The 26,307-nt window shown below is 71.2% G+C and carries 25 protein-coding genes; 7 read left to right on the top strand and 18 right to left on the bottom strand.

The window, feature by feature from the left end:
• Positions 1–35: 35 nt before the first annotated feature.
• The 13 genes from OG912_RS31285 to OG912_RS31225 all read right to left on the bottom strand — a co-directional run bounded on the left by OG912_RS31285 (position 36) and on the right by OG912_RS31225 (position 14,097).
• Positions 36–719 (bottom strand): uracil-DNA glycosylase, encoded by a 684-nt coding sequence (locus tag OG912_RS31285; RefSeq protein ID WP_326734899.1) that lies wholly within the window; start codon positions 717–719, stop codon positions 36–38.
• A gap of 99 nt (positions 720–818) precedes the next feature.
• The gene (locus tag OG912_RS31280) at positions 819–2,399 is read right to left on the bottom strand and encodes an ABC transporter substrate-binding protein (RefSeq protein ID WP_327712240.1); all 1,581 of its coding nucleotides are present in this window, start codon (positions 2,397–2,399) and stop codon (positions 819–821) included.
• Between the two features lie 118 nt (positions 2,400–2,517).
• Positions 2,518–3,273 (bottom strand): SDR family oxidoreductase, encoded by a 756-nt coding sequence (locus tag OG912_RS31275; protein ID WP_327712239.1) that lies wholly within the window; start codon positions 3,271–3,273, stop codon positions 2,518–2,520.
• A 20-nt stretch (positions 3,274–3,293) separates the two neighbouring features.
• On the bottom strand, positions 3,294–4,055 hold the full coding sequence (fabG, locus tag OG912_RS31270; RefSeq protein WP_219567929.1) for a 3-oxoacyl-ACP reductase FabG: 762 nt from the start codon (positions 4,053–4,055) through the stop codon (positions 3,294–3,296).
• Between the two features lie 228 nt (positions 4,056–4,283).
• The gene (locus OG912_RS31265) at positions 4,284–4,667 is read right to left on the bottom strand and encodes a DUF3037 domain-containing protein (RefSeq protein ID WP_327712237.1); all 384 of its coding nucleotides are present in this window, start codon (positions 4,665–4,667) and stop codon (positions 4,284–4,286) included.
• Complete coding sequence (locus tag OG912_RS31260; protein ID WP_327712236.1) at positions 4,664–5,515, bottom strand: HipA family kinase; 852 nt, start codon at positions 5,513–5,515, stop codon at positions 4,664–4,666. Before OG912_RS31260 ends, OG912_RS31265 begins: the two co-directional genes overlap by 4 nt.
• A 91-nt stretch (positions 5,516–5,606) precedes the next feature.
• On the bottom strand, positions 5,607–7,007 hold the full coding sequence (locus OG912_RS31255; RefSeq protein ID WP_327712235.1) for an amidase: 1,401 nt from the start codon (positions 7,005–7,007) through the stop codon (positions 5,607–5,609).
• Positions 7,004–8,230: an NADH:flavin oxidoreductase gene (locus OG912_RS31250; RefSeq protein WP_327712234.1), complete on the bottom strand. Its 1,227-nt coding sequence runs from the start codon at positions 8,228–8,230 to the stop codon at positions 7,004–7,006. The genes OG912_RS31255 and OG912_RS31250 overlap by 4 nt, the downstream gene beginning before the upstream one ends.
• A complete protein-coding gene (locus tag OG912_RS31245; protein ID WP_327712233.1) occupies positions 8,227–9,243 on the bottom strand; it encodes an ABC transporter ATP-binding protein in 1,017 nt (338 codons plus the stop codon). The genes OG912_RS31250 and OG912_RS31245 overlap by 4 nt, the downstream gene beginning before the upstream one ends.
• On the bottom strand, positions 9,240–10,292 hold the full coding sequence (locus OG912_RS31240) for an ABC transporter ATP-binding protein (RefSeq protein ID WP_327712232.1): 1,053 nt from the start codon (positions 10,290–10,292) through the stop codon (positions 9,240–9,242). Before OG912_RS31240 ends, OG912_RS31245 begins: the two co-directional genes overlap by 4 nt.
• A complete protein-coding gene (locus OG912_RS31235; protein WP_327712231.1) occupies positions 10,289–11,329 on the bottom strand; it encodes an ABC transporter permease in 1,041 nt (346 codons plus the stop codon). Before OG912_RS31235 ends, OG912_RS31240 begins: the two co-directional genes overlap by 4 nt.
• Positions 11,316–12,284, bottom strand: coding sequence for an ABC transporter permease (locus tag OG912_RS31230; protein ID WP_326734919.1), 969 nt, complete (start codon positions 12,282–12,284; stop codon positions 11,316–11,318). Before OG912_RS31230 ends, OG912_RS31235 begins: the two co-directional genes overlap by 14 nt.
• 193 nt (positions 12,285–12,477) lie before the next feature.
• Positions 12,478–14,097, bottom strand: coding sequence for an ABC transporter substrate-binding protein (locus OG912_RS31225; RefSeq protein WP_327712230.1), 1,620 nt, complete (start codon positions 14,095–14,097; stop codon positions 12,478–12,480).
• A gap of 335 nt (positions 14,098–14,432) precedes the next feature.
• On the opposite strand from OG912_RS31225, the gene OG912_RS31220 reads away from it, so the two are divergent.
• Complete coding sequence (locus tag OG912_RS31220; protein ID WP_327712229.1) at positions 14,433–16,088, top strand: class I adenylate-forming enzyme family protein; 1,656 nt, start codon at positions 14,433–14,435, stop codon at positions 16,086–16,088.
• A gap of 62 nt (positions 16,089–16,150) precedes the next feature.
• Here OG912_RS31220 and OG912_RS31215 read toward each other — a convergent pair whose 3' ends face one another.
• On the bottom strand, positions 16,151–16,927 hold the full coding sequence (locus OG912_RS31215) for an SDR family oxidoreductase (protein WP_327712228.1): 777 nt from the start codon (positions 16,925–16,927) through the stop codon (positions 16,151–16,153).
• A gap of 155 nt (positions 16,928–17,082) precedes the next feature.
• Entirely contained in the window at positions 17,083–17,700 is a 618-nt protein-coding gene (locus tag OG912_RS31210; RefSeq protein ID WP_327712227.1) for a TetR family transcriptional regulator, read from the bottom strand.
• A gap of 206 nt (positions 17,701–17,906) precedes the next feature.
• Here OG912_RS31210 and OG912_RS31205 point away from each other — a divergent pair, with 206 nt between their 5' ends.
• Positions 17,907–18,782 (top strand): TIGR03619 family F420-dependent LLM class oxidoreductase, encoded by an 876-nt coding sequence (locus OG912_RS31205; RefSeq protein WP_327712226.1) that lies wholly within the window; start codon positions 17,907–17,909, stop codon positions 18,780–18,782.
• Complete coding sequence (locus tag OG912_RS31200; RefSeq protein WP_327712225.1) at positions 18,779–19,270, top strand: nuclear transport factor 2 family protein; 492 nt, start codon at positions 18,779–18,781, stop codon at positions 19,268–19,270. The genes OG912_RS31205 and OG912_RS31200 overlap by 4 nt, the downstream gene beginning before the upstream one ends.
• Before the next feature lie 55 nt (positions 19,271–19,325).
• On the opposite strand, the gene OG912_RS31195 is transcribed toward OG912_RS31200, so the two are convergent.
• Positions 19,326–20,246 (bottom strand): SDR family oxidoreductase, encoded by a 921-nt coding sequence (locus tag OG912_RS31195; RefSeq protein ID WP_327712224.1) that lies wholly within the window; start codon positions 20,244–20,246, stop codon positions 19,326–19,328.
• Positions 20,247–20,410: 164 nt separating this feature from the next.
• Between OG912_RS31195 and OG912_RS31190 the strand changes: the two genes are divergently transcribed.
• Genes OG912_RS31190 through OG912_RS31175 form a run of 4 tightly spaced genes read left to right on the top strand, consistent with a single transcriptional unit; the run spans position 20,411 to position 23,869 of the window.
• A complete protein-coding gene (locus OG912_RS31190) occupies positions 20,411–21,166 on the top strand; it encodes an enoyl-CoA hydratase family protein (protein WP_326734927.1) in 756 nt (251 codons plus the stop codon).
• Positions 21,167–21,180: 14 nt separating this feature from the next.
• Positions 21,181–22,029: a CoA transferase subunit A gene (locus OG912_RS31185; RefSeq protein ID WP_326740515.1), complete on the top strand. Its 849-nt coding sequence runs from the start codon at positions 21,181–21,183 to the stop codon at positions 22,027–22,029.
• A complete protein-coding gene (locus OG912_RS31180; RefSeq protein ID WP_327712222.1) occupies positions 22,026–22,805 on the top strand; it encodes a CoA-transferase subunit beta in 780 nt (259 codons plus the stop codon). Before OG912_RS31185 ends, OG912_RS31180 begins: the two co-directional genes overlap by 4 nt.
• A 14-nt stretch (positions 22,806–22,819) precedes the next feature.
• Positions 22,820–23,869 (top strand): NAD(P)H-dependent flavin oxidoreductase, encoded by a 1,050-nt coding sequence (locus OG912_RS31175; protein ID WP_327713590.1) that lies wholly within the window; start codon positions 22,820–22,822, stop codon positions 23,867–23,869.
• A gap of 13 nt (positions 23,870–23,882) precedes the next feature.
• On the opposite strand, the gene OG912_RS31170 is transcribed toward OG912_RS31175, so the two are convergent.
• Positions 23,883–24,689, bottom strand: coding sequence for an alpha/beta fold hydrolase (locus OG912_RS31170; RefSeq protein WP_327712221.1), 807 nt, complete (start codon positions 24,687–24,689; stop codon positions 23,883–23,885).
• Positions 24,690–24,770: 81 nt separating this feature from the next.
• Positions 24,771–26,207: a tetratricopeptide repeat protein gene (locus OG912_RS31165; RefSeq protein WP_327712220.1), complete on the bottom strand. Its 1,437-nt coding sequence runs from the start codon at positions 26,205–26,207 to the stop codon at positions 24,771–24,773.
• Positions 26,208–26,307: the final 100 nt, after the last annotated feature.

Below are 26,307 nucleotides of genomic sequence, written 5' to 3'. Positions count from 1 at the left end.
GCAACGGACATTCGCACTCAGGCTCGGGCGCGCCCTCAGCCCAGGTCGGGGATGCGCCAGTCGATGGGCTGGTGCCCCTGCGCCGCGACCGCCTCGTTGATCTGGGTGAACGGACGCGAGCCGAAGAACTTCTTCGCCGAGAGCGGCGAGGGGTGCGCACCCTTCACCACCACATGGCGCTCCTCGTCGATCAGCGGAAGCTTCTTCTGTGCGTAGTTGCCCCAGAGCACGAAGACCACCGGGTCGGGCCGGGCGGAGACGGCGCGGATCACGGCGTCGGTGACCTTCTCCCAGCCCTTGCCCTTGTGGGAGTTGGCCTCGCCCGCGCGCACCGTCAGCACCGCGTTGAGAAGGAGCACACCCTGCTCGGCCCACGGCATCAGATACCCGTTGTCCGGGACCGGCAGGCCGAGCTCCTCCTTCATCTCCTTGTAGATGTTGCGCAGGGAGGGCGGCGTCTTCACGCCCGGCCGCACGGAGAAGCACAGGCCGTGCCCCTGGCCCTCGCCGTGGTACGGGTCCTGGCCGAGGACCAGGACCTTCACCTTGTCGTACGGAGTCGCCTCCAGAGCCGCGAACACCTGCTCCCGGGGCGGATAGACCGGCCCGTCGGCCCGCTCCTTCTCGACGAATTCGGTGAGCTCCCTGAAATAGGGGCTCTCAAGCTCCTCGCCGAGGACGCCGCGCCAGGATTCGGGCAGCGGGTAGGTGTCGGTCACGTCAACAACCTCCGGTAAGCAATCGGTTCCAGACCTCAGAACCTACCGGGGGCCACTGACAACGACTCCGGGGAGCCCTCCGCGAGGCCCTGGGGACCGCTACCAGCTGGCCTTGCGGTACAGCTCCCACATCTGCATGACCGTCTGCGGGTCCAGCGCACGCTCGCCGCCGCCGATGTCCTCGCCCGCGGCAACGTAGAGCTTGCCCTGCCACAGCGGCAGCATCCGGACGTCGCCGACCAGGATCTCCTGGGCGCGTTCGAACTGCTTGCTGACCGCGCCGCGGTCGCTCTCCTTGCGGGACTGGGGCAGCAGCTCCGTCGTGATCTCGTTCTTCAGGTAGGGCATGCCGGTGACGCTTTCCTTGCCCACGAACGGGGCGATGAAGTTGTCGGGGTCGGGGAAGTCCGGGAACCAGCCTCGCCCGAAGACGGGGAAATCGCCCTTCTTGAAGCCCTCCTGGAAGGTCGTCCAGGGCTTGCTCTTCAGGGTGATCCTGAACAGCCCGGAAGCCTCCAGCTGGCGCTTGAGCTCGGCGAACTCGGGTGCCGTCGACGATCCGTAGCGGTCGGTCGTGAACCAGAACGTCATCTCGACCGGCTTGGTGATGCCCGCGTCGGTGAGAATCTTCCTGGCCTTCTTCTTGTCCGGGTCGCCGAACGTGTCGAAGAAGCTGGTCGTGTGCGCCGCGATGCCCTTGGGGATCATGGAGTAAAGCGGCTCCGCGGTGCCCCGGTAGACCTTTGCCACCAGGGCGTCACGGTCCACGAGCTGCGCTATCGCGCGGCGGACAGCGGGGTTCCCGGCGGCCGGGTCCTTCGGGTTGAAGACCAGGAAGCGGATGTCGGCGCCGACACTCTCGATGATCTGGAGATCGCTGTCCTTGTCCTTGCTGTCCTCCAGGGCGACGACGTCCTCGGCGGACAGCCCGCGGTAGGTGGCGTCTATCTCGCCCTTCCTGAGGGCCGGGACCAGGGCGGCGGACTCCTTGAAGTACCGAATGGTCACCGCGTCGTTCTTGCGGTCGGCGAAGCCCTTGTAGTGGGGGTTCTTCACCAGCTCGGAGCGGTCCCCCGGCTTGTACGCGTCCAGCAGATAGGGGCCGGACCCGGTCACCTTGCCGTCGTCGCGGACCTTGTGCTTCGAGTACTCGCCGGGCGCCACCAGCGACATGGCCGGGGTGGCCAGCACGAACGGGAACGTGGCGTCGGGCTTGACCAGATGGAAGATGACGACGTCGTCGCCCTTGGTCTCCACCCGGTCGAGCGAGCCCAGCATCCCGATGGGGCCGCCCTTGACCCCGATCGACCTGATCCGGTCGATGGAGTACTTCACGGCCTCGGCGTCGAGCGTCTCCCCGTTGGAGAACTTCAGCCCCTTGCGGAGTTCGCAGCGGTAGGCGGTGCTGGTCAGGTCGGTGAACCTGCAGTTGTCCGCGGCGTCGGGCTCGGGGCTCGTACTGCCGGTGGGGAAGCTCACCAGGGTCTGGAACACATTGCGCATCAGCTCCCAGGAGTTGTCCCAAGCGGCGGCGGGGTCGAGTGTGGACGGAGAGCTGGTGGTCCCGACCGCCAGCTTCTGTTCCACGTCCGAACCACCGCCGGGAAGCAGACCGCAACCGGCCAGCAGAGACAGGGAAGCAAGGGCTGCAGCAGCCTGCAGACTGGCCCGGTAGAACACGCGCACGCTCCTCGATCAGCCATGGGTCGGCAGACCATACCGCAGTGCCCCACCAGGTCAATCCGCTGGCCCGGCGGGGCACTTGAGTCAATCAGGGCCAAACCGGCCCAGGCCGTTCTCAGCCCACGCCGGCATTCAGGAAAATCCCGCCGTCGACGACGAGGGTCTGCCCGGTGATCCAGTCGGACTGGCTCGACGTGAGGAAGGCCGCGGCCCCGCCGATGTCCGCCGGAACGCCGAGCCGCCCGAGCGGGTAGGCAGCGGCCGCCTCCGCCTCCCGGCCCTCGTACAGCGCCTGCGCGAACTTCGTCTTCACGACCGCGGGTGCGATCGAGTTGACCCGGACGACCGGCGCGAACTCGTGCGCGAGCTGCAGGGTCAGATTGACCATGGCCGCCTTGCTCATGCCGTATGCGCCGATGAAGGGCGAGGCGGAGACACCCGCGACGGAGGCGATGTTGACGATCGCCCCGCCGTTCTCCTTCTGCCAGGCCTTCCAGGTCTGCTGGGCGAAGCCGAGCGCCGAGATCACGTTCGTCTCGAAGACCTTGCGGGCCACGTTGAGGTCGAGCTCGGCGATCGGCCCGAAGACCGGGTTCGTACCGGCGTTGTTGACCAGGAAGTCGACCCGGCCGAACGCCTCCATCGTGCGCTCGACGGCGATCGCCTGGTGCGCCTCGTCGTGCGCCTTGCCGGCCACGGCGATGACCCGGTCGGAACCGAGCGCCTCGACGGCCTCCTTCAGCGCGTCCTCGCCGCGTCCGGTGATGCACACCCGGTCGCCGCGGGCGACGAGCGCCTCGGCGATGCCGTAACCGATGCCCCGGCTCGCACCGGTGATCAGCGCGACCTTGCCACTGTCCTGCACAGTCATGATGTCCGTAGCCCTTCGGGTCAGTTGAGCGGTCCGCCGGCGACGTACATGACCTGGCCCGAGACGAAGCCGGCGTCGTCACCCGAGAAGAAGGCGATGGCGTTGGCGATGTCCTCGGGGAAGCCGACACGCTGCACCGGGATCTGGGTGGCGGCGGCGGCCTGGAACTCCTCGAAGCCCATGCCGACGCGCTCCGCAGTCTGCGCGGTCATCTCGGTGACGATGAAGCCGGGCGCGACGGCGTTGGCGGTGATGCCGAACTTGCCGAGCTCCTTGGCCAGGGTCTTGGTGAAGCCCTGCAGACCCGCCTTGACCGCGGCGTAGTTGGCCTGGCCGCGGTTGCCGAGGGCCGAGGAGGAGGACAGCGAGACGATCCGGCCGAACTTGGCGTCCACCATGTGCTTCTGGACGGCCTTGGCCATCAGGAACGCACCCTTGAGGTGCACGTTCATCACGATGTCCCAGTCGGACTCGCTCATCTTGAAGAGCAGGTTGTCGCGGAGCACGCCCGCGTTGTTGACGAGGATCGTCGGGGCACCGAGCTCGGCGGCGACCCGCGCGACGGCGGCCTCCACCTGAGCGCTGTCCGACACGTCGCAGCCGACGGCGAGGGCCCGGCCGCCGGCGGCGGTGATCTTCTCGACGGTGTCCTTGCAGGCCGCCTCGTCGAGGTCGAGTACGGCGACGGCGCGGCCCTCGGCCGCCAGGCGTACCGCGGTGGCGGCACCGATGCCCCGTGCGGCTCCCGTCACGATGGCTACGCGCTGCTCGGTGGTGGACATGCTTGGCTCTCCTCGCCCTTGGATCGCGGCTCAGCGGACGTCGGACACATTCCCGCGAGAACGCCCCCGATAACTGAGCAACCGCTTAGTACCTTCAGCAGACGAGACGCTAGAAGCCCTGGCACCCGGTGTCAACGGCCCACGGACGCAGCGGCGCATGTCACACCGGACGGCGCCGCCCGCGCACCGTGCGAAGGCGGCGCCGGAGGGGGCGGCGAAGAGGTGCGGTCAGCGCACCAGCAGGTCCAGCAGCCGCTCGACCTCGGCGGCGGGGTCGGTGGTGAGGCCGCTGTGCACGGGGCTCGGCTGGATGACGGTCGAGCGCGGCGCGATCAGCCACCGGAACCGCCGCCCCGCATCGTCACCGGCCGCCTGGCCCGCGTCCGTACCGCCGCGGCAGACGCCCTCCACGGCGTGCAGGGCGGCCCGCACCCCGGTCACGTCGGCGCGGGGGTCCAGGGCCCGGAGCTTGGCCTCGTCGAGCTCGGTACGGGCGGCGACGAACCCCTTGGCGCGGCAGTAGACCACCACACCGGCGTTGAAGAACTCGCCGCGCTGGACCCGTGGCACCACGCGCAGCAGGGCGTACTCGAAGACATCGCGCTTGCTCACGGCCGGCCGCCCTTGTCGCTGTTCTGCTTGTCGTGCCGCGGGGCGAGGCGTTCGCTGAGCCAGCCCGGGGCCTGGGAGGGCTTGGACGCGGTCGGCGCGTCCAGGGTGATCCGCTCGTGAATGGTGGCGGCGCGCGGCAGCAGCGCCGCCACATAGGCGCGGCGCAGCTCGTCCGTCGAATCGAAGCCCGGCTCGTCCACCAGCCACTCGTCGGGGACGTCGGCCGCGACCTCGGTGAGCAGTTCCTCGGTGACCAGCGGGGCCAGCTCGGCGGCGGCTGCCGCGATGTCGGGCCCGAAGGGCGCCAGCGCGTGGTCGGACGCGTTGTACGGCTTGGCGGCGGACGTTTGGGCACCCGGCCAGTTGTGGTGCCAGATCATGGTGGCGCCGTGGTCGATGAGCCACAGGTCGCCGTGCCAGATCAGCATGTTGGGATTGCGCCAGGACCGGTCGACGTTGTTGATCAGCGCGTCGAACCAGACGACGCGTCCTGCCTCGCGCGGGTCCACCTGATAGGCCAGCGAGTCGAACCCGAGGGAGCCGGGAAGGAAGTCCATCCCGAGGTTCAGCCCACCGCTGGCCTTGAGCAGCTCCTGCACCTCCTGGTCGGGCTCGGCGAGGCCGATCACCGGGTCCAGCTCGATCTGTACGAGATCGGGGACGCGCAGTCCGAGCCGCCGCCCGAGCTGCCCGCAGATCACCTCCGCGACAAGCGTCTTGCGGCCCTGTCCGGCCCCGGTGAATTTCATGACGTACGTACCCGAGTCGTCGGCCTCGACGATCCCGGGGAGCGAACCGCCCTCACGCAAGGGCGTGACGTAGCGGGTCGCGGTGACTTCGGTGAGCATTTCGCCAGGCTATACGGCACCACATCCCGCAGATCGACGGACCGGGGGCAGGGCCGTACAGCGTTCACCCGATGCCATGGCGGCCTGAGGCTCACCCGCCGGGCGGCGTCCCCCAAGGCGCCTCCCGTTCCAGCTGGGCCGCGAGCGTGAGCAGCGTGCCCTCGCCGCCGAGAGGCGCGGCGAACTGGACGCCCAGGGGCAGGCCTTCGCTGTCGTGGCCGAAGGGGACGGACATGGCCGGCATCCCGGTGATGTTGTACACGCTGGTGAAGGCGGAGTAGACGGACGCGTGCCGGTAGATCGACTCCGGGGCCGTGGTGTCGAGGGTGCCGAGCAGCGGAGTGGGCTGGGCCAGGGTGGGACTGAGCAGGACGTCGAACTCGCCGAACGCCGCACCGACCTCCCAGCCGATCTCCTGTACGCGGCGCAGCGCCCGGCTGACGTCGGCGGCGGGCAGGGCGCGGTAGGTGTCGTACACGACCCGGGTGAAGGGCTCGATGTCGTCGTCGGCCAGGGGCCTGGCGAGCCGGTCCAGCCGGGCCTCGATCTGGGCGACGAGGTCGGCGCCCATCAGGACTCCGGAGGTGCGGCCGACATCGGCGGGGCGGTAGCGGGCGGTGGTCTCGACGACGTCGTGGCCGAGCCGTTCGCACAGGAGGGCCGCGGCGCGTGTCGCCCGTTCGCAGTCCGGGTGGACGTCCGGGCCTTCCGGGAGTGCGGTGATCAGGCCGATCCGCAGGCGCCCGGGGTCGCGGCGGGCCAGTTCGGCGAAGGGGGCGGCCGGGGCCGGAGCGGCGTACGCGTCCCCGGGCAGGGGGCCGGCGACGACGTCGAGGAGCAGGGCGCTGTCCCGGACGGTCGTGGTGACGGCGTGGTGGCCCGAGGCCAGGCCCGACAGGGTGGTGGGGCGGGGTGCCGGCGAGACGCGTCCCCGGCTGGGCTTGAGGCCGAAGAGTCCGCAGGCGGCGGCCGGGATGCGGATCGAGCCGCCGCCGTCGCTGGCGTGGGCGACCGGCACCATTCCGGCCGCCACGGCGGCCGCCGAGCCGCCGCTGGAGCCACCCGTTGAGCGGGCGGTGTTCCAGGGGTTGCGGGTGGGGCCGAAGAGGACCGGTTCCGTCGAGGCGTTGAGGCCCAGTTCGGCGGTGTTGGTGGTGCCGAGGACGACGGCTCCGGCACGCCGGTAGCGGGCCACCAGTTCACTGTCGCGCCGGGCGGTGGCGTCGGCGAAGAGACGGCTGCCGCCCGTCGCCGGCAGACCATCGACCTCGGTGCCGAGGTCCTTGACCAGCACCGGGACGCCGTGCAGCGGGCCCTGCGGCAGGCCGGCCGCCACCTCGGCCAGCGCCGCCTCGAACCGGCTGTGGACCACGGCGTTGAGGCGTGGGTTGTGCTTCTCGATGCGGGCGATCGCCTGCTCGGTGACGGTACGGGCGTCGGTCTCGCCGCTTCGGACCGCGGCGGCCGTGGCGACGGCGTCCGGGGCACTCACGCCACGTACCCTGCGGGCTTGCCCCACGTCTCGCGGCGGGTGGTGCCCCGGTCGACGAGTACGCAGCGGGTACCGGTGAAGTTGGTCGGCATGCACTTGTTGCAGTGGATGCACAGGGACGGGGTGGTGGCGTCCTCCCGGATCCGGTTCACGAGGTCGGGCTCGCGCAGCAGGGACCTGGCCATGGCCACGTACTCGAATCCCTCGCGCATGGCGAGGTCCATGGCCGGCTTGTCGGTGATGCCGCCGAGCAGGATCATCGGGAGCTTCACGGCGGCACGGATCTGGCGGGCGTCCTCCAGGAGGTAGGCGTCCCGGTAGGGGTAGCTGTGCAGGAGGCGCTTGCCGACCAGCTTCACGCCGAGCTTGATCGGCTGCGGCATGATCGCGGCGAAGTCCTTGAGCGGGGCGTCGCCCTTGAAGAGGTACATCGGGTTGAGGAGCGAGCTGCCCGCGGTCATCTCCAGGGCGTCGACGGTGCCGTCCTGTTCGAGCCACTGCGCCACGGGGATGGCCTCGTCGAGCCAGAAGCCGCCGGGGACGCCGTCGTCCATGTTCATCTTGGCGATGACGGCGATCCTGCCGGCGACCGCGTCGTGGACGGCCCGCATGATCTCCCGGGCGAACCTGGCCCGGTTCTCCAGGCTGCCGCCGTACCGGTCGGTGCGGTGGTTGATCTTGGGGCTGAGGAAGGAGCTGGCCAGGTAGTTGTGGCCCAGGTGGACCTCCACTGCGTCGAACCCCGCGTCGATGGCGCGGCGGGCGGCCTCGGCGTGCGCCTCGGTGATGCGCCGGAGGTCGTCGATGGACGCCTCCTGCGCCCAGCTGATGGTGGTGGCGTGGAAATGCCGGGACGGGGAGAGGGCGGGGGCGCCGTTGCCCTTGGGGTTGGCGACGGGCCCGCCGTGGCCGATCTGCGCGGAGATCGCGGCGCCCTCGGCGTGCACGGCGTCGGTGAGTACGCGCAGTCCCGGCATCGCCTCGTCGGTCCAGTGGATCTGGTGCCGGTCGGTCCGCCCTTCCTTCGATACGGCGCAGTAGGCGACGGTCGTCATGCCGACGCCTCCTCGCGCGTAGGCGACGTGGAAGTCGACGAGGTCCTGGGTCACCAGGGACTTGTGGCTGAGCCCCTCGTAGGTCGCCGCCTTGATGACGCGGTTACGGAGCTTGAGCGGGCCCAGCTGGGCGGGGGACAGGACGTCGGGTGTCTCGGTGGGGGTCACGCGTGGTTCCTTTTCGGTTCGACGTGGTGGCAGGCGACCCGGTGGCCGGGCCGGATGTCCCTGAGCGGTGGCTCCGCCTCGGAGCACAGGTCGGTGGCCAGCGGGCAACGGGTGCGGAAGCGGCAGCCCGACGGCGGGTCGAGGGGCGACGGGAGCTCGGCGGCGGCACCGGCGGCGGCCGGGTCCCCGACGGTGCCGGGGCCGCGCTGGGCCTCGGGGAGCGAGGCGAGCAGCAGCCGTGTGTAGGGGTGGACGGCCTCGTGCTGCATTCCGTCGGAGGGCAGTACCTCGCAGACCTTGCCGAGGTACATGACCATGACGCGGTCGCTGATGTTCTTCACCACGGACACGTCGTGGGCGATGAAGACCATGCTCAGTCCGCGCCGCTGCGTCGCCGTCTCCAGAAGGTTGAGGATCTGCGCCTGCACGGACACGTCGAGGCTGGAGACGGGTTCGTCGCAGATCAGCACCTCGGGGTCCAGGAGCAGGGCGCGGGCGATGCAGACCCGCTGGCACTGGCCGCCGGAGAGTTCGTGCGGCCTGCGGTCGCGCACGGTCGCCGGGTCGAGGCCGACGTCGCGCAGGGCCGCGTCGATCCGGGTGTCCTTGTCGCGGGGGTCGTCGCCGCTCCCCCAGATCGACAGCCCCTCCCACACCAGGTCCTTGACCTTGCGGCGCGGGTTCAGGGCGGAGACCGGGTCCTGCATGATGATCTGCATCCGGGCGCGGGCCCGGCGCAGTTCCGCGGGGGCGAGGCCGGTGAGGGTCACCTCGCCGAGGCGTACGGTCCCCGAGTCCGGGGGCGGCAGCTGGATCAGGGAGCGGCCGACGGTGGACTTGCCGCAGCCGGACTCGCCCAGGATGCCCAGGGTTTCGCCTGCCGCGACCTCCAGGCCGACACCGGAGACGGCGTGTACCTTGCGGCCGCCGCCGGCCGGGAACTCCACCACGAGGTTCTCCGCGCTCAGTGCGGGCCGCAGCGGGTCCCGTTCGGTGGTGCGGGTGGTCGTCATACGGCGGCCTCCTCGACGGCGCCCAGGGGGTGGTGGCAGGCGACGAGGCCGCCCGCGTCGCGGTCGCCGTCGTATCCGGTGAGCGGGGGCGGCTCGGTGGTGCAGTGGTCGGTGGCCATCCCGCAGCGCGGGGCGAACCGGCAGCCGGGGGGCGGGTGGAGCAGGTTGGGCGGGCGGCCCTCGATGGTGGGCAGCAGCGTGTGCGGGGGCAGGTCCAGGCGCGGGATCGAGGCGATCAGGGCGCTGCTGTACGGGTGCCGGGGGCGTTCGAACACGGCCTCGGTGGGCGCGTACTCGACGAGGCGGCCCGCGTACATGACCGCGACCCGGTCCGTGCGGCCGGCGACGGTGGCGAGGTCGTGGCTGATCAGGATAGTCGCCATCCTCAGGTCGCGGGCGAGCGACTGGAGGAGGTCCAGGATCTGCTTCTGCACGGTGACGTCGAGCGCGGTGGTCGGCTCGTCGGCGATGAGCAGGCGCGGACCGCAGGCCAGGGCCATCGCGATGACGACGCGCTGGCGCATTCCGCCGGAGAGCTCGTGCGGGTACTGGCGGGCCCGCCGGGCAGGTTCGGGGATGCCGACCTGGCGGAGCAGCTCGACGGCGCGTTCCCGGGCCTCGGCACGGCTCAGACCGAGGTGGGCGCGGACGCTCTCGGACAGGTGCGTGCCGACCTTCTTCACCGGGTTCAGGGAGGTCATCGGGTCCTGGAACACCATGGCGACCTCGGTGCCCCACAGGGCTCTGCGGCCGGCCGGGCTCAGCGCATGGACGTCCCTGCCGCCGAGCAGGACGGTGCCGGAGACGGTGGTGCCGGGGCCGTCGGTGATCAGGCCCATGAGGGTGCGGCCGAGCACCGACTTGCCCGAGCCGGACTCGCCGACGATGCCGAGGGTCTCGCCCTCGGACAGCGACAGGCTGACTCCGTCGACGGCCTGCACGGGGCCGCGTGGTGTGTGGAAGGCGGTGCGTACGCCGGTGGCGGTCAGCAGCTCGGACGCGTCGGGGCCGGCGGGTGCCGTGCCGTCGGGCAGCGGTGTGGTGGTCACAGTTTCACGCTCCGGGAGTCCCAGCGCCTGCGAGCCTTCTCGCCGACGATGTTGAAGGCGAAGACGGTGAGGAAGAGGAACGCACCGGGTACGAGCACGATGTGCGGGTGCTGCTCGAAGACCTGTCCCTCCCCCTCCGCGATCATGTTTCCCCAGGTGGGTTCGGGTGGCTGGATGCCGAGTCCGAGGAAGCTGAGCGAGGCCTCGGCGACGATGAGGACCGAGATCATCACCACCGCCAGGGACAGCAGCGGGAGCAGGACGTTGGGCAGCAGTTCGCGCAGCATGATCCGGGAGCGGGTGGCGCCCATGGCGCGGGCCGCGACGACGAACTCCCGGTTGGCGTAGGCCATCGTGGTGGCGCGGGCGAGCCGCACCATGCCGGGGATGGTGAGCAGGGCCAACGAGAGGGCGACATTGCGCAGATGCGGCTCCAGCACGGTGGCGAGTGCGATGAGCAGGATCAGCGGGGGCACGGCGAGCAGCGAGTTGGTGGCGATGCCCACCGCCCGGTCGACGCTCTTCCGGAAGTAGCCGGCCACCATGCCGATCGCACCGCCGAGGACGGTGCCGACGGCGACCGCGGACAGCGAGATGACCAGCGAGGACCGCGCCCCGTACAGGGACCGGGCGAGCAGGTCGAGACCGAAGCCGTTCGTGCCGAGGGGGTTGGCCCCGGTGAACGTCGGGGTGGCGAAGGCCGGTTCGAGGACGGTGCTCGCGACATCGCGGTCCTCCCCGAGAGGCAGCCACGGGGCGAACAGGATCGCGAGGCCGAGCAGGATCAGCCAGCCCGCGCCGAACCAGAACACCAGGTCGAAGCCGGGGCCGGCCCAGAGCTTTCCGAGCCTGGAGGCTCCGGCGAACGTCATGCCGAGGCCCAGGAGGGCGAGGGCCACCTTGCCGGGCGTGACGATGCTGGGGGTCGTCGCGCCGAACCCCAGCAGGACGAGGCCGACGACGGTGAGGGTCAGGGCGGTGAGCAGAGGCAGTGGGAAGGCGGCCCGCGTGCGCGGGGCGATGTCAGATATGGACACGTCGCGTCCTCGGGTCGAGGTAGCCGTAGGAGAGGTCGATGCCGGCGTTGATCACCACGTAGATGACGGCGATGGTGAGCACGGCGCCCTGGACCATCGGGTAGTCGCCCTGCCCCGCGGCGTTGACGACGAGGGTTCCCATGCCGGGCAGCGCGAAGAGGTACTCGACGACGACGGTGCTGCCGATGAGCCGGCCGAGGCTGAGGCCGAGCAGGGTGACCAGGGAGAAGGAGGAGGGGCGCAGGGCGTCGGTGAACAGGATGCGCAGCGGATTCATGCCCTTGGCGCGGGCGGCGAGGATGTAGTCCTCCCGCAGGGTCACGATCAGGTCGCCGCGCAACACCCTTGTGAACATGGCGAGTTCGGCCAGGGCCACGGTCAGTGCCGGCAGGAAGGCGTGGTGCAGATTGCCCAGCAGGTCGCCGTCGCCGAGCCGGATCCATTCGGAACGCGGAAACCAGCCCGCCGAGTTGACGAGGAGCATGATGAGCAGCAGTCCGGCCAGGAAGCTGGGCACGGACAGCACCCCGAAGGTGCCGGCGCCGATGATCCGGTCGGCGGTGGAATTCTCCCGGTACGCCGACCACATGGCCAGCGGCACGGCGATCAGCAGGGCGATGAGCAGCCCGAGTGCGGCGATCTCGAAGCTGACGGGCAGGGCGGACATGACGCGGTCGGTGACGTCGCTCTGCGGCGGTACGACGGACTGGCCGAGGTCCCCGGTGAGGACGCCGCCCAGCCAGTCGAGGTAGCGGGTGACCAGCGACTGGTCGAGGCCGAGTTCCGTGCGGAGCTCGGCGTACTCGGCGGGCGACCGGCCGCCGCCGAGGATGTCGACGGCGGGGTCACCGGGCAGCAGGACCACCAGGGAGAAGACCCCCATGCTCGCGATGAGGAGCACGCCCAGCAGTTCCAGGACTTTGAGGGCCGGTCGGCGCAGCGCAGCGAAACTCATGGGTTCCTCCAGATCTGCCCGGTGGCGGTACACGGGTCTACGGGATGCGCACCACGGTGCGGTGAGGCTATGGGCGGGCGGGCCTCCCGGCCCAGGGCGGTGTCCCGGTGAGCGGGAACGGTCCGGCCGACGGGAGCGGCCCGGCTCGCTGCGGATTCGCTGTATCCGTCCGGGCAGGCCGGGCCGCCGGCGGTCACTTGCTGATCCACGCCTCGCCGAAGAGCGTCATGGACTCGTCGGTGGGGACGACACCGTGCACGTTCTCGCCCCAGGCGGTGAGTGCGGCGCTGGCACCGAGGTTGATCATGGGGACGTCCTCGTTGAACAGGGTCTGGATCCGGTCGAGGACCTTCTGGGTCTCGGCGTCGCCGTCCGCGCGGTGGAGCCGGTCCAGCAGGGCGTCCATCTTCGGGTTGGCGTAGGCGCCGGGATTGCCGTAGCTCGTGGAGTTCAGGACGCTCTGCAGCCGGTGGTAGGGGTCGTTCTCGGAGATGCTGGCGGCGCTTCGGCTGATGTCGAAGTCGTGCTCCACATACGTCTTGGCCACCCGGTCGGCGATGGAGGAGACCAGGTCGAGCTGGACCGTGAATCCGACGCGTTCCAGCATGGCCTTGATGACCACGCCCTTGGACCTGGCGACGGGGTCGCTGCCGTCCATGTAGGTGATCTTGCCGTCGTAGCCGTCCTTCTTGGCCTCGTCGAGCAGCTTCTTCGCCTTGTCGAGATCGACGCCCAGGGGTTTCACGTCGGAGTGCAGGCGCGATTCCGGCGGGAAGATCTCCTTGCCGGGCAGGCCCTTGCCGGCGTAGGCGCGCTCGGTGTCGAGCTTGGGGTCGAGGGCCAGGGCCATCGCCCGGCGGACGCGCAGGTCGGCGCCGGGCCGGCCCTTGCGGGTGTTGACCGTGATCACGTTGCCGAGACCGGTGAGGGTCAGTTCGCCGAAGTGGCCCGCCTTGACGGCTTCGTCGACCACGTCGGGGCCGCGCATGTGCGCCACATCCACGGTGCCGTCGTCGAGCGCCTCCAGTTTGGAGCGGTCGGACTGCGGCCAGGTGAACCGGAGGGCGTCGAGGTGGGGCTTGCCCTTGAAGTACTTCTTGTTGGCGTTGAGGATCAACTCCTCCTGGGGGGCGTACTTGCCCAGGACGAAGGGCCCGGCCCCGACGGGCTTGAACGTCTTCCCGGCGTACGCGGCGGGGGCCACGATCATGCCGGGCGCCTGGGCGAGCATCGCGGGGAACGTCGCCCAGGGACTGCGGAGGGTGAACACGACGGTGGAGTCGTCGGTCGCCTCGGTCCTGGCCAGGTTCGGCGCGAGCAGCGCGGTGTCGGCGCCCTTGTTCTCCTGGTACCAGGCGAGGGAGGCGGTCACGGCGTCGGCGTCGAGCGGGGTGCCGTCGGAGAACCTCACCCCGTCGCGGAGCTTCAGCGTCCACGTCTTCTTGTCGTCGCTGCTCTGCAGGGACTTGGCGAGCTGGGGCTCGTACTTCTTGGCGGCGGTGTCGTACCGCATCAGTACGTCGTACACGGCGGCGAGCGCGGAGCCGCCGGAGGACCCGGTGGCATAGGTGACGGCGGGGCTGAGGCTGCGGGCCTCGGCGTAGTCGGCGATGCGCAGCGTGCCGCCGTCGACGGGAGCGCCGCCGTCCGGCTGGTTGCCGATGAGGCCGAAGGTGTACCGGCCGCGTTCGGTCTTCTGCGTCTTCGCGCCGTCGGACTTCCCGGTGTCGGACGATACGCACGCGGAGGTGAGCATCGCCGCGACGGCCAGGGTGGCGGCGAGACGGAGTTGCGGCCGTGGTGCTCGCTTCATTTCTTCCTCCATGAGCCCGGGCCGGTCGGACCGGTGCCGGAAGGTGGGAAAGACGGGTGCCGGAAGGCAGATGGCACCGGGGGAATACGGCCCGGGGCCTGAGCAGGTGGGGGGACGTTATGGCCGGCGAAATCCGGCCGACGTGACGCATCCCACTCACTGGGAGCGCCCGGTGGGGCCTTGTCTGCCCGCTTGTCGCCGTCGTTGTCGCCGGGTAGCCGCCGTGACACGGTGTCCCAGTGACCGGAATCAGCCATGAGAAGAGGGCCCGGTCCTGCTGACACTGACCTCGACCGCGATCCCAGTGGAGTTCGAGACGTACCAGGAGTCACCTGATGTCCAGCGATACGGATCACCGCTCGGCCGCTCCCGCCGGAGCGGCCGAGATCATCGGCCGGCTCACCGGCCCGGGCGGCCGTTTCGAGCTGTCCGACGCCGATGTGCTGGGTGCCCGTCTACCGGTGTTCACCCACCGGCAGCGGGCCCTGCACGAGGTCCTGCACGATTCCGTCGCCCACGGCGACCGTGACTACATCGTCACCGCTGACCGGCGGATCACCTTCGCCCGGCACGCCGCCCAGGTCGCCTCGCTGGCCCAGGTGCTGCGGGAGGAGTACGGGATCGCCGAGGGCGACCGGGTGGCGATCGCCGCCGCCAACTCCCCCGAGTGGATCCAGACGTTCTGGGCCACGGTGTCGATCGGTGCGGTGGCGGTCGGGTTCAACGCCTGGTGGTCGGCGCGGGAGATGGCGCACGGCATCGACAACGCGGAACCGGCGCTGGTGGTGGCCGACGCCAGGCAGCGGGCGAAGCTGGCCGACTGCGCGGTGCCGGTGCTGTCCGTGGAGGACGACATCGCCCGCTTCCTCACGGCACACCCCGGCGCACCGCTGCCGTCAGCCGATGTGGCGGAGGACGATCCGGCGGTCATCCTCTACACCTCGGGCACCTCGGGCCGCCCGAAGGGGGCCGTGCACACGCATCGCAACCTGCTGGCCGTCGTCGAGTACCACCGGATGAACGACGCGCTGCTCCAGGAGTTCGGCGACCCGCTGTCGCCGCAGGACCGCGTCTACCTGCTGACGCTGCCGCTGTTCCACATCGCGAGCCTGCACAATCTGGCCGTGCCCCGGCTCGCCACCGGCAGCCGGATCGCCCTGCACCAGGGCTCGTTCAAGGTGGATGCCGTCCTGGGCATGGTCGAGCGCGAACGGGTCACCAACTGGGGCGCGGTGCCGACCATGGCCCATCGGATGCTCGAACACGGCGGGGCCGACCGCTACGACACGTCTTCGCTGACTTCGTTCTCGCTGGCCTCCGCGCCGTCGTCGACCGCGTTCAAGGAGCGGCTGCGCCAGGGCCTGCCGTTCGCGAAGGACTCGCTGGTGGACAGCTACGGGCTGACGGAGACCTGCACCGGCGTCGCCGCGGCGAGCGCGCAGGAGCTGGCGGCCGCTCCCGGGACCCTCGGCCGGCCGGTCACCGGTGTGCAGTTGGAGATTCGTGACCCCGTCGGTGAGGTGCTCGGCGAGGGCGAGGAGGGCGAGGTCTGGGTCCGCAGCCAGTTCAACATGCTGGGCTACTGGCGCGATCCGAAGGCCACCGCCGGCGCCATCGGCGCGGACCGCTGGCTGTGCACCGGGGACCTGGGTGAGTTGCGCGAGGGCCGGCTGTATCTCAGCAGCCGCCGTTCGGACCTGATCATCCGAGGCGGCGAGAACGTCTACCCCGCGGAGATCGAGACGGTTCTGGTCGAGCACCCAGACGTCCGCGAGTGCCTGGTGATGGGGGTGCCGCATCCCGACCTGGGCCAGGAGGTCGCCGCTGTCGTGGTCCTCGCGGCGGGCTCGGCCGTCACCGAGGAGGCGCTGCGGGAGTACGCAGCGGACGCGCTGGCCTACTTCAAGGTGCCCAAGCAGTGGCGGCTGACGCGCGACGAGCTGCCGCGCAATGCCACCGGCAAGGTGATCCGTAACCAGGTGCGTGTCTGACGCCCGCAGAGAGGCGACGGTGCCCCGGCCGCGTGACGCGGCCGGGGCTCCGTGCGTACGGCTCAGAAGTGGGCAGGCCCGCGCAGGGTCGCCTCGGCGCCCCCGTCGACGTACACCACCTGCCCGGTGATGTGGCTGTTTCCCTCGGAGGCCAGGAAGAGCACGGCCCTTGCGACGTCCTCGGGCTCCAGATAGCCGTTGAGCGGCATGGGGACCGCCGCGTCCATGACCTTCTTCATCTCCGGGTCGTCGAAGAGTCCCGCGCTCATCGGGGTGAGGACGACGCCGGGCGCGACGACGTTCACGGGGATTCCGGCGTCGGCCCAGCCCTCGGCGACCGCGGTGCGCCGCGCCCACTGCGCGAGAGCCGCCTTGGACGAGGGATACAGCTGCCGGGCTCGGCCGTCGGCCACCGCCCGCTCGGCGTGCTCCACGGCCGTGGTCTCGTCGCCGGCCAGGCAGGCGGTAACGACCTGCGGGTCGTGGGGCTGGGTGCCGGAGATCGAGCCGATGGCCACGACCCGGGGCCGCTCGGCCGCGGCGAGGGCCGGTCGCAGTGCTGTCAGGAACTCGGTGGTGCCGAAGTAGTTGACGGTCACCATCGCGGTTCCCGGTACGGAGGTGCCGGCGCAGGTGACGACCGCGTCCACGACCCCGCCGGCCGCCTCGGCGGCCGCCGCCGCGGCAGCGCCCCGGCCTTCGGGCGTGGACAGATCGGCGTCGACCTCGCCGCCCCGGAGGTCCACGCCGATCACACGGTCCCCCTGGGCTCGGAGCAGGGTGGTGAGAGCGGCACCGATCCCGGAACCGGATCCGGTGACGACGACATTGCGCGGCATGAGTACTCCTCGGGTGGGTCGGTGCTGCTGGCACGTGAGGGCCGGTCCCCTCGGCACACGCGGAAACCGCCCTCCCGCGCACCGTAGGAGCTCCGGCACGCAACGGGCACCCGCCGTCCCGCTGACCGGACGCGGGCGAGGCGTCACGCACGCCCTCAGGCGGGCCGTCCGGCCAGGACCGGGCCGAGGAGGAGGCGGCAGGCCAGCCGGATGCCGTCCTGCGCCGCCTCGGGCGAGGAACGCTCGTACAGAACGGTGGTGAGCAGTCCGTACCAGGCCTGTTCAAGGATGCGGACCACCCGCCGGTCCTGCTCGCCGGGATCGGTCACCCCCGCCGTGCGCAGGACCAGGTCCACGAGGATCTCGTCCGTGCGGCGGACCGGGCTGCCGTCGCCCACGTGGGAGACGTTGTTGGACTGGAGCATCGCCAGGGCCAGCAGCGGCTGCTCGAAGAGCTGCCGGCTCGCCCCGGTGAGCAGCTCGCTCACCGCTTCCACCGGGCCGGCGCCCGGCGACGGCGGCGGAGCGCCGGCGTCGAGGCGGCTCACCTGGTCGTGGAGGACGGCGGCGAACAGGTGGGTCTTGGACGGGAAATAGCGGTACAGGGTGGCGATCGCGACGCCGGACCGCCGGGCCACGTCGTGCATCTGCACGCCTTCGAGGCCGTGTACGGCTCCGAGGTGCGCCGCGGCCCGCAGCATGCGGGCGTAGCGCTGGCGCTGCTTGGCCGAGCTGGGTTGCGCGGGGGTTCTCTCGCAGTTCGTTCGGGGCACGGTACTGACGTCCTTCCGCCGGCCGCCGATGTTCTCGTGCGCCGCACGGGCCGGTGGGCGTCGTTCCGTTGAGTGGGACCCGGCCGGAACCCGTGGTCCCGGGTGCTTCCCGCCCACCGGGACGCGGCCTGCGCGGGCCGGGGCGGCGGACTTGGATGGACTCTTCCGTTCCGTCCCGTCCCGTTCTGCCCCAGAGAGGTGCCCCCATGCGGCTCGGCATCAACAGTCCCGTCGTCACGGCCGTCCCCGGCGTCCATTCCCCGTGGGAACGCGGCGCCGGCATCGAGGAGTTGGGGGCGGTCGCCGAGGCCGCGGACCGGCTCGGCTTCGATCATCTGACCTGTTCGGAACATGTGGCGGTGCCCGTGGACATCGCCGGACAGCGTGGCGGAACCTACTGGGATCCGCTGTCCGTCTTCGGCTACCTGGCCGCCCGGACCCGTCGGATCCGGTTCGCCACCCAGGTCCTGGTGCTCGGCTACCACCACCCGCTGGAGATCGCGAAGCGTTACGGCACGCTGGACCGCGTCTCGGGCGGGCGGCTCATCCTGGGCCTCGGTGTGGGCAGTCTGGAGGAGGAGTTCCAGTTGCTCTGCGCCGCGTTCGAAGGCCGGGGTGCGATCGCCGACGACGCCCTCGCGGCCCTGCGCGCGTCCCTGTCCCGGCGCGAACCCGCCTACCACGGGACGCACTTCGACTACGAGGGTCTCGTGGTGGAGCCGCACTCCGTGCAGGACCGGGTGCCGCTGTGGATCGGAGGCCGCACACCGCGTTCGCTGCGCCGGGCGCTCGCACACGGCGACGGCTGGGTGCCGTTCGGACTGCCGCTCGACCGGCTGCGCGAGATGGTCGGCGCGGCCTCGCTGCCCGAGGGCTTCGAGGTGGTGCTGAGCGCAGGGCGCCCGCTCGATCCGTCGGGCGATCCGGACGGCACGTCCGAGGCGTTGCGGAAGGTGTCCGAGGCCGGTGCCACGCTGGTCAGCGCGTCCCTGACCGCCGGTTCGGCGAGTCACTACGCCGAACAGCTGGAGGCCCTCGCCGCGATCGCGGGCCTCACGGTGGACGCCGAGGTCCGGGCATGATCGAGGACCGGCTTGCCGCGGTCGAGGCGCGGCTCGGGCTGCTGGAGGACGAGCGCGACATCGCGCGCACGATGGCCTCGTACGGGCCTCTGGTGGACGGAGGCGACGCGGAAGGGGTGGCTGCCCTCTGGGCACCGGACGGCGTGTACGACATCGACGAGATCTTCCTCGCCGGCCGGGAGCAGATCCGCGAGATGGTCCGCTCCCCCGCGCACCGGGGCTGGATCCGGCAGGGCTGCGCCCATGTCGTGGGCCCGCCGCACATCACGCTCGACGGCGACGAGGCGGTGGCGGTGTGCCATTCGCTGATGGTGGTGCACGAGTCGGGGCGGTACGTGGTGCGCCGGGCGACGGCCAACCACTGGCGGCTGCGCCGCACGCAGTCGGGGTGGGAGGTGGTCACCCGGACCAACCGGATCCTGGACGGCCGCACGGAGTCCCCCACGCTGCTGGTGGCCGGGGTACGGGGAGAGTCGGCCGGAGCCTGAACAGGCTTCCTGCGCGGGGTGGTGACGACTGGTCACCACCCCGTGCCGCGGCGTCTCAGGAGGCGCCGTACACCGGCTGCGGGGTCTCGGCCGCGGCCAGCAGACCGGTCACCGCCGCTCCGGCCTCGGCCGGGGTCCAGCGGGCACCCTTGTCGGCGGTGGGGCCGGGCCGCCAGCCCTCCATCACGGTGATCCGCCCGGCCTCGGTCTCGAAGACCCGGCCGCTCACCCCGGCGGATGCGGCGGAGCCCAGCCAGACGACGAGCGGCGAGACGTTCTCCGGGGCCATCGCGTCGAAGGCGCCCTCCCCGGGGGCCGCCATCGTCTCGGCGAAGGTCGCCTCGGTCATCCGGGTCCGGGCGGCCGGGGCGATGGCGTTGACCTGGACGCCGTAGCGGCCCATCTCGGCGGCGGCCACCAGGGTCAGGCCGACGATGCCGGCCTTGGCGGCCGCGTAGTTGCCCTGGCCGACACTGCCCAGCAGCCCGGCCCCGGAACTGGTGTTGACGACCCGGGCGGCCGGCGTCCGGCCTGCCTTGGCCTCGGCGCGCCAGTGCGCCGCAGCGTGCTTGAGCGGCAGGAAGTGCCCCTTGAGATGGACGCGCATCACGGCGTCCCAGTCGTCCTCGTCCAGGTTGACCAGCATCCGGTCGCGGAGGAATCCGGCGTTGTTGACGAGTGTGTCGAGCCGGCCGAAGGAGTCGAGCGCGACGGCGACGAGGGAGGCGGCGCCCTCGGACGTGGCGATGTCACCGTTGTGGGCGACGGCCTCACCCCCGGCCGCGCGGATCTCCTTCACGACCTGCTGTGCGGGCCCGGTGCCCGAGCCGGAGCCGTCGAGCCCGACGCCCAGGTCGTTGACGACGACTTTCGCGCCCTCGGCGGCGAGAGCCAGGGCATGTGCGCGGCCGAGTCCACGGCCGGCGCCGGTGACGACTGCGACGCGTCCGGCACACAGGGCGGTCGGTGAGGTCATGACGAGTGTCCTTTCGATGGGGGCCGGGCAACGAGCGACGTCCGGTGCGCGGGGGGAACGGGGTGCCGGTACCGCTGAGTGGCATGACACCCTCCCGCGGCGTTCGTATCGCTGCTACCTTTTGGGCCTAACAAACGTTTGGTGGAAAGGTAGCTGATCTGCTCATGGGTGTCTCCACCTCCGTCCCACGCGAGGGCGTCGCCGTCGTCACCGTGGACTACCCCCCGGTCAACGCCCTGCCCGTACAGGGCTGGTACGACCTGGCCGCGGCGGTACGTGCCGCCGGGGCCGACCCGGACATCCGCTGTGTGGTGCTCACCGCCGAGGGACGCGGCTTCAACGCGGGCGTGGACATCAAGGAAATGCAGCGCGCCGCCGGACCCGAGGCGCTGATCGGCGCCAATCGGGGCTGCTTCGAGGCGTTCGCGGCGGTCTACGAGTGCGAGGTCCCGGTCGTCGCCGCCGTGCACGGCTTCTGCCTGGGCGGCGGCATCGGCCTGGTGGGCAACGCGGACGTGATCGTGGCAGCGGACGACGCCTCCTTCGGCCTGCCGGAGCTCGACCGCGGCGCACTCGGCGCGGCCACGCACCTGGCCCGGCTGGTTCCGCAGCACCTGATGCGGACCCTGTACTACACCTCGCGCACCGTGTCGGCCGAGGAACTGCACCGGCACGGCTCGGTGTTCAGCGTCGTGCCGCGCGAGCAGCTCACCGGGGCCGCCCTGGAGCTCGCCGGGGAGATCGCCGCCAAGGACGGCTATCTCATCCGGCTGGCCAAGGCCGCCATCAACGGCATCGACCCCGTCGACGTACGCCGCAGCTACCGCTTCGAGCAGGGCTTCACCTTCGAGGCCAACCTCAGTGGCGTCGCCGACCGTGTGCGCGACACCTTCGGCACGGACAAGGAGCAGCAGACGTGACACAGGACAAGACGATGACGGCCGACGATGTCGTCGGCCGGCTGGAGAGCGGAATGACGATCGGCATCGGCGGCTGGGGGTCGCGCCGCAAGCCGATGGCTCTGGTGCGGGCGCTGCTGCGCTCGGACGTCACCGACCTGACCGTGGTGTCGTACGGCGGCCCGGACGTGGGTCTGCTCGCGGCGGCGGGGAAGATCCGCAAGCTGGTCGCGGCCTTCGGGACGCTCGACTCGATACCGCTGGAGCCGCATTTCACGGCGGCCCGGCAGCGCGGCGCCTTCGAGATGGTCGAGATGGACGAGGCGATGATGATGTGGGGCCTGACGGCGGGGGCGCAGCGGCTGCCGTTCATGCCGGTGCGCGCCGGCCTGGGCTCGGACCTGATGAAGGTCAACCCCGCTCTGCGTACGGTCACTTCACCGTACGAGGACGGGGAGAAGCTGGTCGCGGCCCCGGCGCTGCGGCTGGACGCGGCCCTGGTCCACCTCAACCGCTCCGACGTACAGGGCAACGGCCAGTACCTGGGCCCCGACCCGTACTTCGACGACCTGTTCTGCGAGGCCGCCGACCAGGGATTCGTCTCCTGCGAGCGGATCGTGGAGACAGCGGATCTGCTCAAGGAGCAGGGGCCGCAGACGCTGTTGATCAAGCGGATGTTCGTCGACGGGGTCGTCGAGACACCGAACGGCGCGCATTTCACCTCCTGCGTGCCCGACCACGACCGGGACGAGGCCTTCCAGCGCGCCTATGTCCGGGCCGCCCGCGACCCCGAGGCCTGGCCCGCCTTCGTCGAACGGTTCCTGTCCGGCGACGAGGCCGCATACCAGGCCGCAGTCACCGCGTTCCACCAGGAGGAAGCATGAGCGGCACCGAGACCACCGCCATCCAGGCGCCGACCCGCGCCGAGTACTGCGTGGTGGCCTGCGCAGAGGCCTGGCGGGACGCGGGCGAGATCCTCGCCAGCCCCATGGGCACCGTCCCGGCGATCGGTGCGCGCCTGGCGCGGCTGACCTTCTCCCCCGAGCTGCTGCTGACGGACGGGGAGGCGCTGCTGATCGCCGACACCCCCGCGGTGGGGGCGAAGCCGGGAAGCATCGAAGGCTGGCTGCCGTTCCGCCAGCACCTGACGCTGACCGCCACGGGCCGCCGGCACGTGATGATGGGCGCCAGCCAGATCGACCGCCACGGCAACCAGAACATCTCCTGTATCGGCGACTGGGCCAGGCCCACGCGCCAGCTGCTCGGGGTGCGCGGCGCTCCCGTCAACACCCTCAACAACCCGACGAGTTACTGGGTGCCCAAGCACTCGGCGCGGGTGTTCGTGGAACACGTCGACATGGTCAGCGGGGTCGGGTACGACCGGGCGGCCGAGGCCGGTACGTCCGCGACCCGCTACCACCGGATCCCCGAAGTCGTCAGCAATCTGGGCGTCTTCGACTTCGAGACCCCCGACCGGACGATGCGGCTGCGCTCCCTGCACCCCGGCGTCAGCCTCGAACAGGTCATCGAGGCCACCGGGTTCGCCCTCACCGTCCCCGACGCGGTGCCCTTCACCCGGGAGCCCACGGGGGCCGAACTCCGGCTGATCCGTGAGGTCATCGACCCCAAGGGGCTCCGCGAACGAGAGGTCCCGGCGTGAGCGGGCCCGTGCCGATTCCCACCGCGCTCACCGAACTGACCGGGGTGCGGTACCCGATCGTGCAGACCGGGATGGGCTGGGTGGCCGGTCCCCGGTTGGTGTCGGCCTCCGCCAACGCCGGGGCGCTCGGCATCCTGGCCTCCGCGACGATGACGGTCGAGCAGCTCCGCGCGGCCGTTCGCGAGGTCAAGTCCCGTACGGACGCGCCGTTCGGCGTGAATCTGCGGGCGGACGCGGGCGACGCGGGCGAGCGGGTCCGGATCATCATCGACGAGGGGGTGCGGGTGGCGTCCTTCGCGCTCGCCCCCTCCAAGGACCTGATCGCCCGCCTCAAGGACGCCGGCGTCGTCGTCATCCCGTCCATCGGCGCCCGCCGGCACGCGGAGAAGGTCGCCGCGTGGGGAGCCGACGCGGTGATGGTGCAGGGCGGCGAGGGCGGCGGCCACACGGGCGAGGTGGCCACCACCGTGCTGCTCCCCCAGGTGGTGGACGCCGTCGACATCCCGGTGATCGCGGCGGGCGGCTTCCACGACGGCCGCGGCCTGGTCGCCGCGCTCGCCTACGGGGCGGCCGGGATCGGCATGGGCACGCGCTTCCTGCTCACCTCCGACAGCACCGTCCCCGACGCGGTGAAGGCGAAGTACCTGGACGCCACCGTCAAGGACGTCACGGTCACCACACAGGTCGACGGTCTGCCGCACCGCATGCTGCGTACCACCATGGTCGACTCACTGGAGCGCTCCGGCCGCGTCACCTCGACCCTGCGGGCGCTGCGGCACGCCTCGGCCTTCCGGAAGGAGTCCGGTGCGAGCTGGCCCCAGCTGGTCCGCGACGGACTGGCGATGAAGCACGGCAAGGAACTGACCTGGAGCCAGGTGCTGCTGGCCGCCAACACCCCCATGCTGCTGAAGGCCTCACTGGTCGAGGGGCGTACGGACATCGGGGTGATGGCCTCGGGCCAGGTGGCCGGCCTGATCGAGGATCTGCCGTCCTGTTCGGAGCTGGTCGAGCGGATCATGGACGAGGCACGGGCGACGCTGAAGTCGCTGCCGGCGGCGGGTTGACGCGCCTGCAGTCCTAGGGCCTCCCGGCGAAGCGCAGGAGCAGATCACTGGTCGCCTCCGGCGCTTCGAGCAGCGGTATGTGCCCGACCCCGGGCAGCAGCTCGACGTTGCTGCCCGGCACCGCCTCGTACCGGTGCGCCGACGACGGCTCCCAGCGGGGGTCCGCCGCGCCGAAGACCACCAGCAACGGAACCTTGAGGGCGGCGAGACGTTCGGGCACGCTCCGCTCGTCGATGTAGGCGATGTTGCAACGGGACACCGCCCGGAACGCGCGGTACGTGGTGCCCCGTACGCCGGCGACGAGGTCGTCCGGGATGTCCACCTGCCGAACGGTCGTCGCCCTGATCCCGCTGCGGATCGCCGCGTCCGAGCGGAGCGACCAGAGGAGCGGGCCGAAGGGCGGGCCCAGCAGGAGGCGGAGGATGGCGGGCTGCGGAAGGAGCGCGTCGAGACTCGGTCCGGTACTGACCAGCGCGAGCGACCTCACCAGGTCCGGGCGCCCTTCCGCGAGCGCGGTGGCGACGTAGCCGCCACTGGAGTGCCCGGCCACGGCGACCTGACGGAGGCCGAGATCGTCGAGCAGCGCCGCCACCCGGCCCGCCTGCACGGCCACGTCGTACGACGCCGCGGGCGGGGACTGGCCGCAGCCGGGGAGGTCGACCCGGATGACGTGGTGGCGGGCGGTCAGGGCCGGCATCATCGGGCTCCAGGTGGAGCCCGAGGCCCCTGATCCGTGGATGAGCAACATCGGCGGCCCCTCCCTCGGTCCGTCGTGGACCACATGCATGCCTTGCGCGAGTTCAACCTCGAATTCACTCATGCCGGGATGATGCCGGGGCCGTCCGGCGTAGGTCTTGTAAGAATGTCGTCGCTGGGGCGACGGCAGTTGCCGGGCCCTCCGTCAGACCCAGCGGCCGAACGGCGGCCGGGCAGGGGCGGGGCCGAGGGTGGTGGTACCCGGTTCGGCGCGGTGTCCGAGGCCGGTCCGGTAGGCGTTCAGCGCCGCTTCCGTCCGCCCCTCACCGCGCAGCAGGTCTCCCAGCAGCCGGCAGATGTCGGCGAGATCCCCGGCGGCTCCCGTCTGTTCGAGCAGGGAGAGCGCGGTGGCGTAGTGCAGCTCGGCCGCCTCGGCGTCACCGGCCTCCTCGGCGATCAGCCCGAGCAGCCGGTGGGCGCCGCCGGCGTGCAACGCACCGCGGCCGGGCTTGAGTCCGGCCAGCAGGCGTTCCAGAAGTTCCGCGGCCTCCGCCGACTTCCCGCCCCTTCGCAGGACATCGGCGAGTTCGACCTCCACCTGTGAGACGTACAGGGCGGCCCGCTTGGACACCAGCATCGAGTGCGCGATGCGCAGTTCCGTCTCCGCCCGGACAAGGTCGTCGTGCTGGGCACAGACGTAGCCCCGCATCCAATGGCAGTGAGCCAGTTCGGTACGGATCTGGAGCTGCTCGTAGAGCTCGGTGGCCCGTGCCAGCGACGCCTGTGCGGCGTCGACCCTGCCCTCGGCCAGCAGCGTGCGCGCCACCGTCCGGTGCATCGTGGCGACCAGGGCGGGGTCGGACACCTGCGGTACCAGGGCGAGGGCGAGTTCGGCCGCCTGCGCGGCACGGGCGTGGGCGCCCATGTCCATGTACGGGGCGATCGAGGCCGTGTAGAGCTGGAGCAGCGCGCCGGGGTCGTGCAGCCCGGACGTGTTCAGTCCGTCGATGGCGCTCTCCAGCAGGTAGCACGCGTAGCGCAGTTCACCGGCCAGGTAGTGGGCGACCGACCTGCCCCGGACCGCCCGCGCGCGGGCGGGGAGCGGATCGTCGGCCAGTGCATGCTCGGCCGCTTCGAACCGGGCCAGGGCCTCGGTGAGTTCGCCCGTCTCCAACGCGCATTCCCCGAGGCCCACAAGCGCCACCGCCCGCTCCTGGGTGAGCCCGTACTCCTCGGCGCGGCCGAGGATCTGCTCGTAGGCGGCCCGTGCGTCGGCGGCGTCCTCGACGGCCAGTATCCGCTGGGCGTCGGCCAGTTCCATCCGGAGCGCCGTGGTGATGTGGGTGGGCCTGCCTGTGGCGACCTCGTCGTAGGCGACACCGAGGCGGCCGGCGATATGCCGGAGAGCGGCCTCGGAGGGCTGCACCTTGCCGGCTTCCAGAGTGGAGACGTACGCGGCGGTGTACGCGGGCTCGGCAAGTTGCCGCTGAGTCAGTTCACGGGCCTTGCGCAGCCGTTTCACCCGGAGGCCGATCGCGGCCGGCGCGTCCCTCTCGTCGCCATGGGCCCGGTGCGGCCGGGGCGGAACTCCGACCCCGGGCGACCGCTCCGGTTCGCCGGTCGCCCTGCTGGTTCCCGCCATGGCCGCCCCTCGTGCCGCGTCTGCCGGTGGTCACCGGCTGGATCATTCTGTGGTCCGGACTCCGCCGCGGGCACCACGGAGGTCTGATCCCTTCCCCGGA

The sequence above is a fragment of the Streptomyces sp. NBC_00464 genome (assembly GCF_036013915.1).
Classification (GTDB): Bacteria; Actinomycetota; Actinomycetes; order Streptomycetales; family Streptomycetaceae; genus Streptomyces.
The sequence above is the reverse complement of the archived record's forward strand: the minus strand, read 5'-3'. Positions and strand labels throughout refer to the sequence as shown.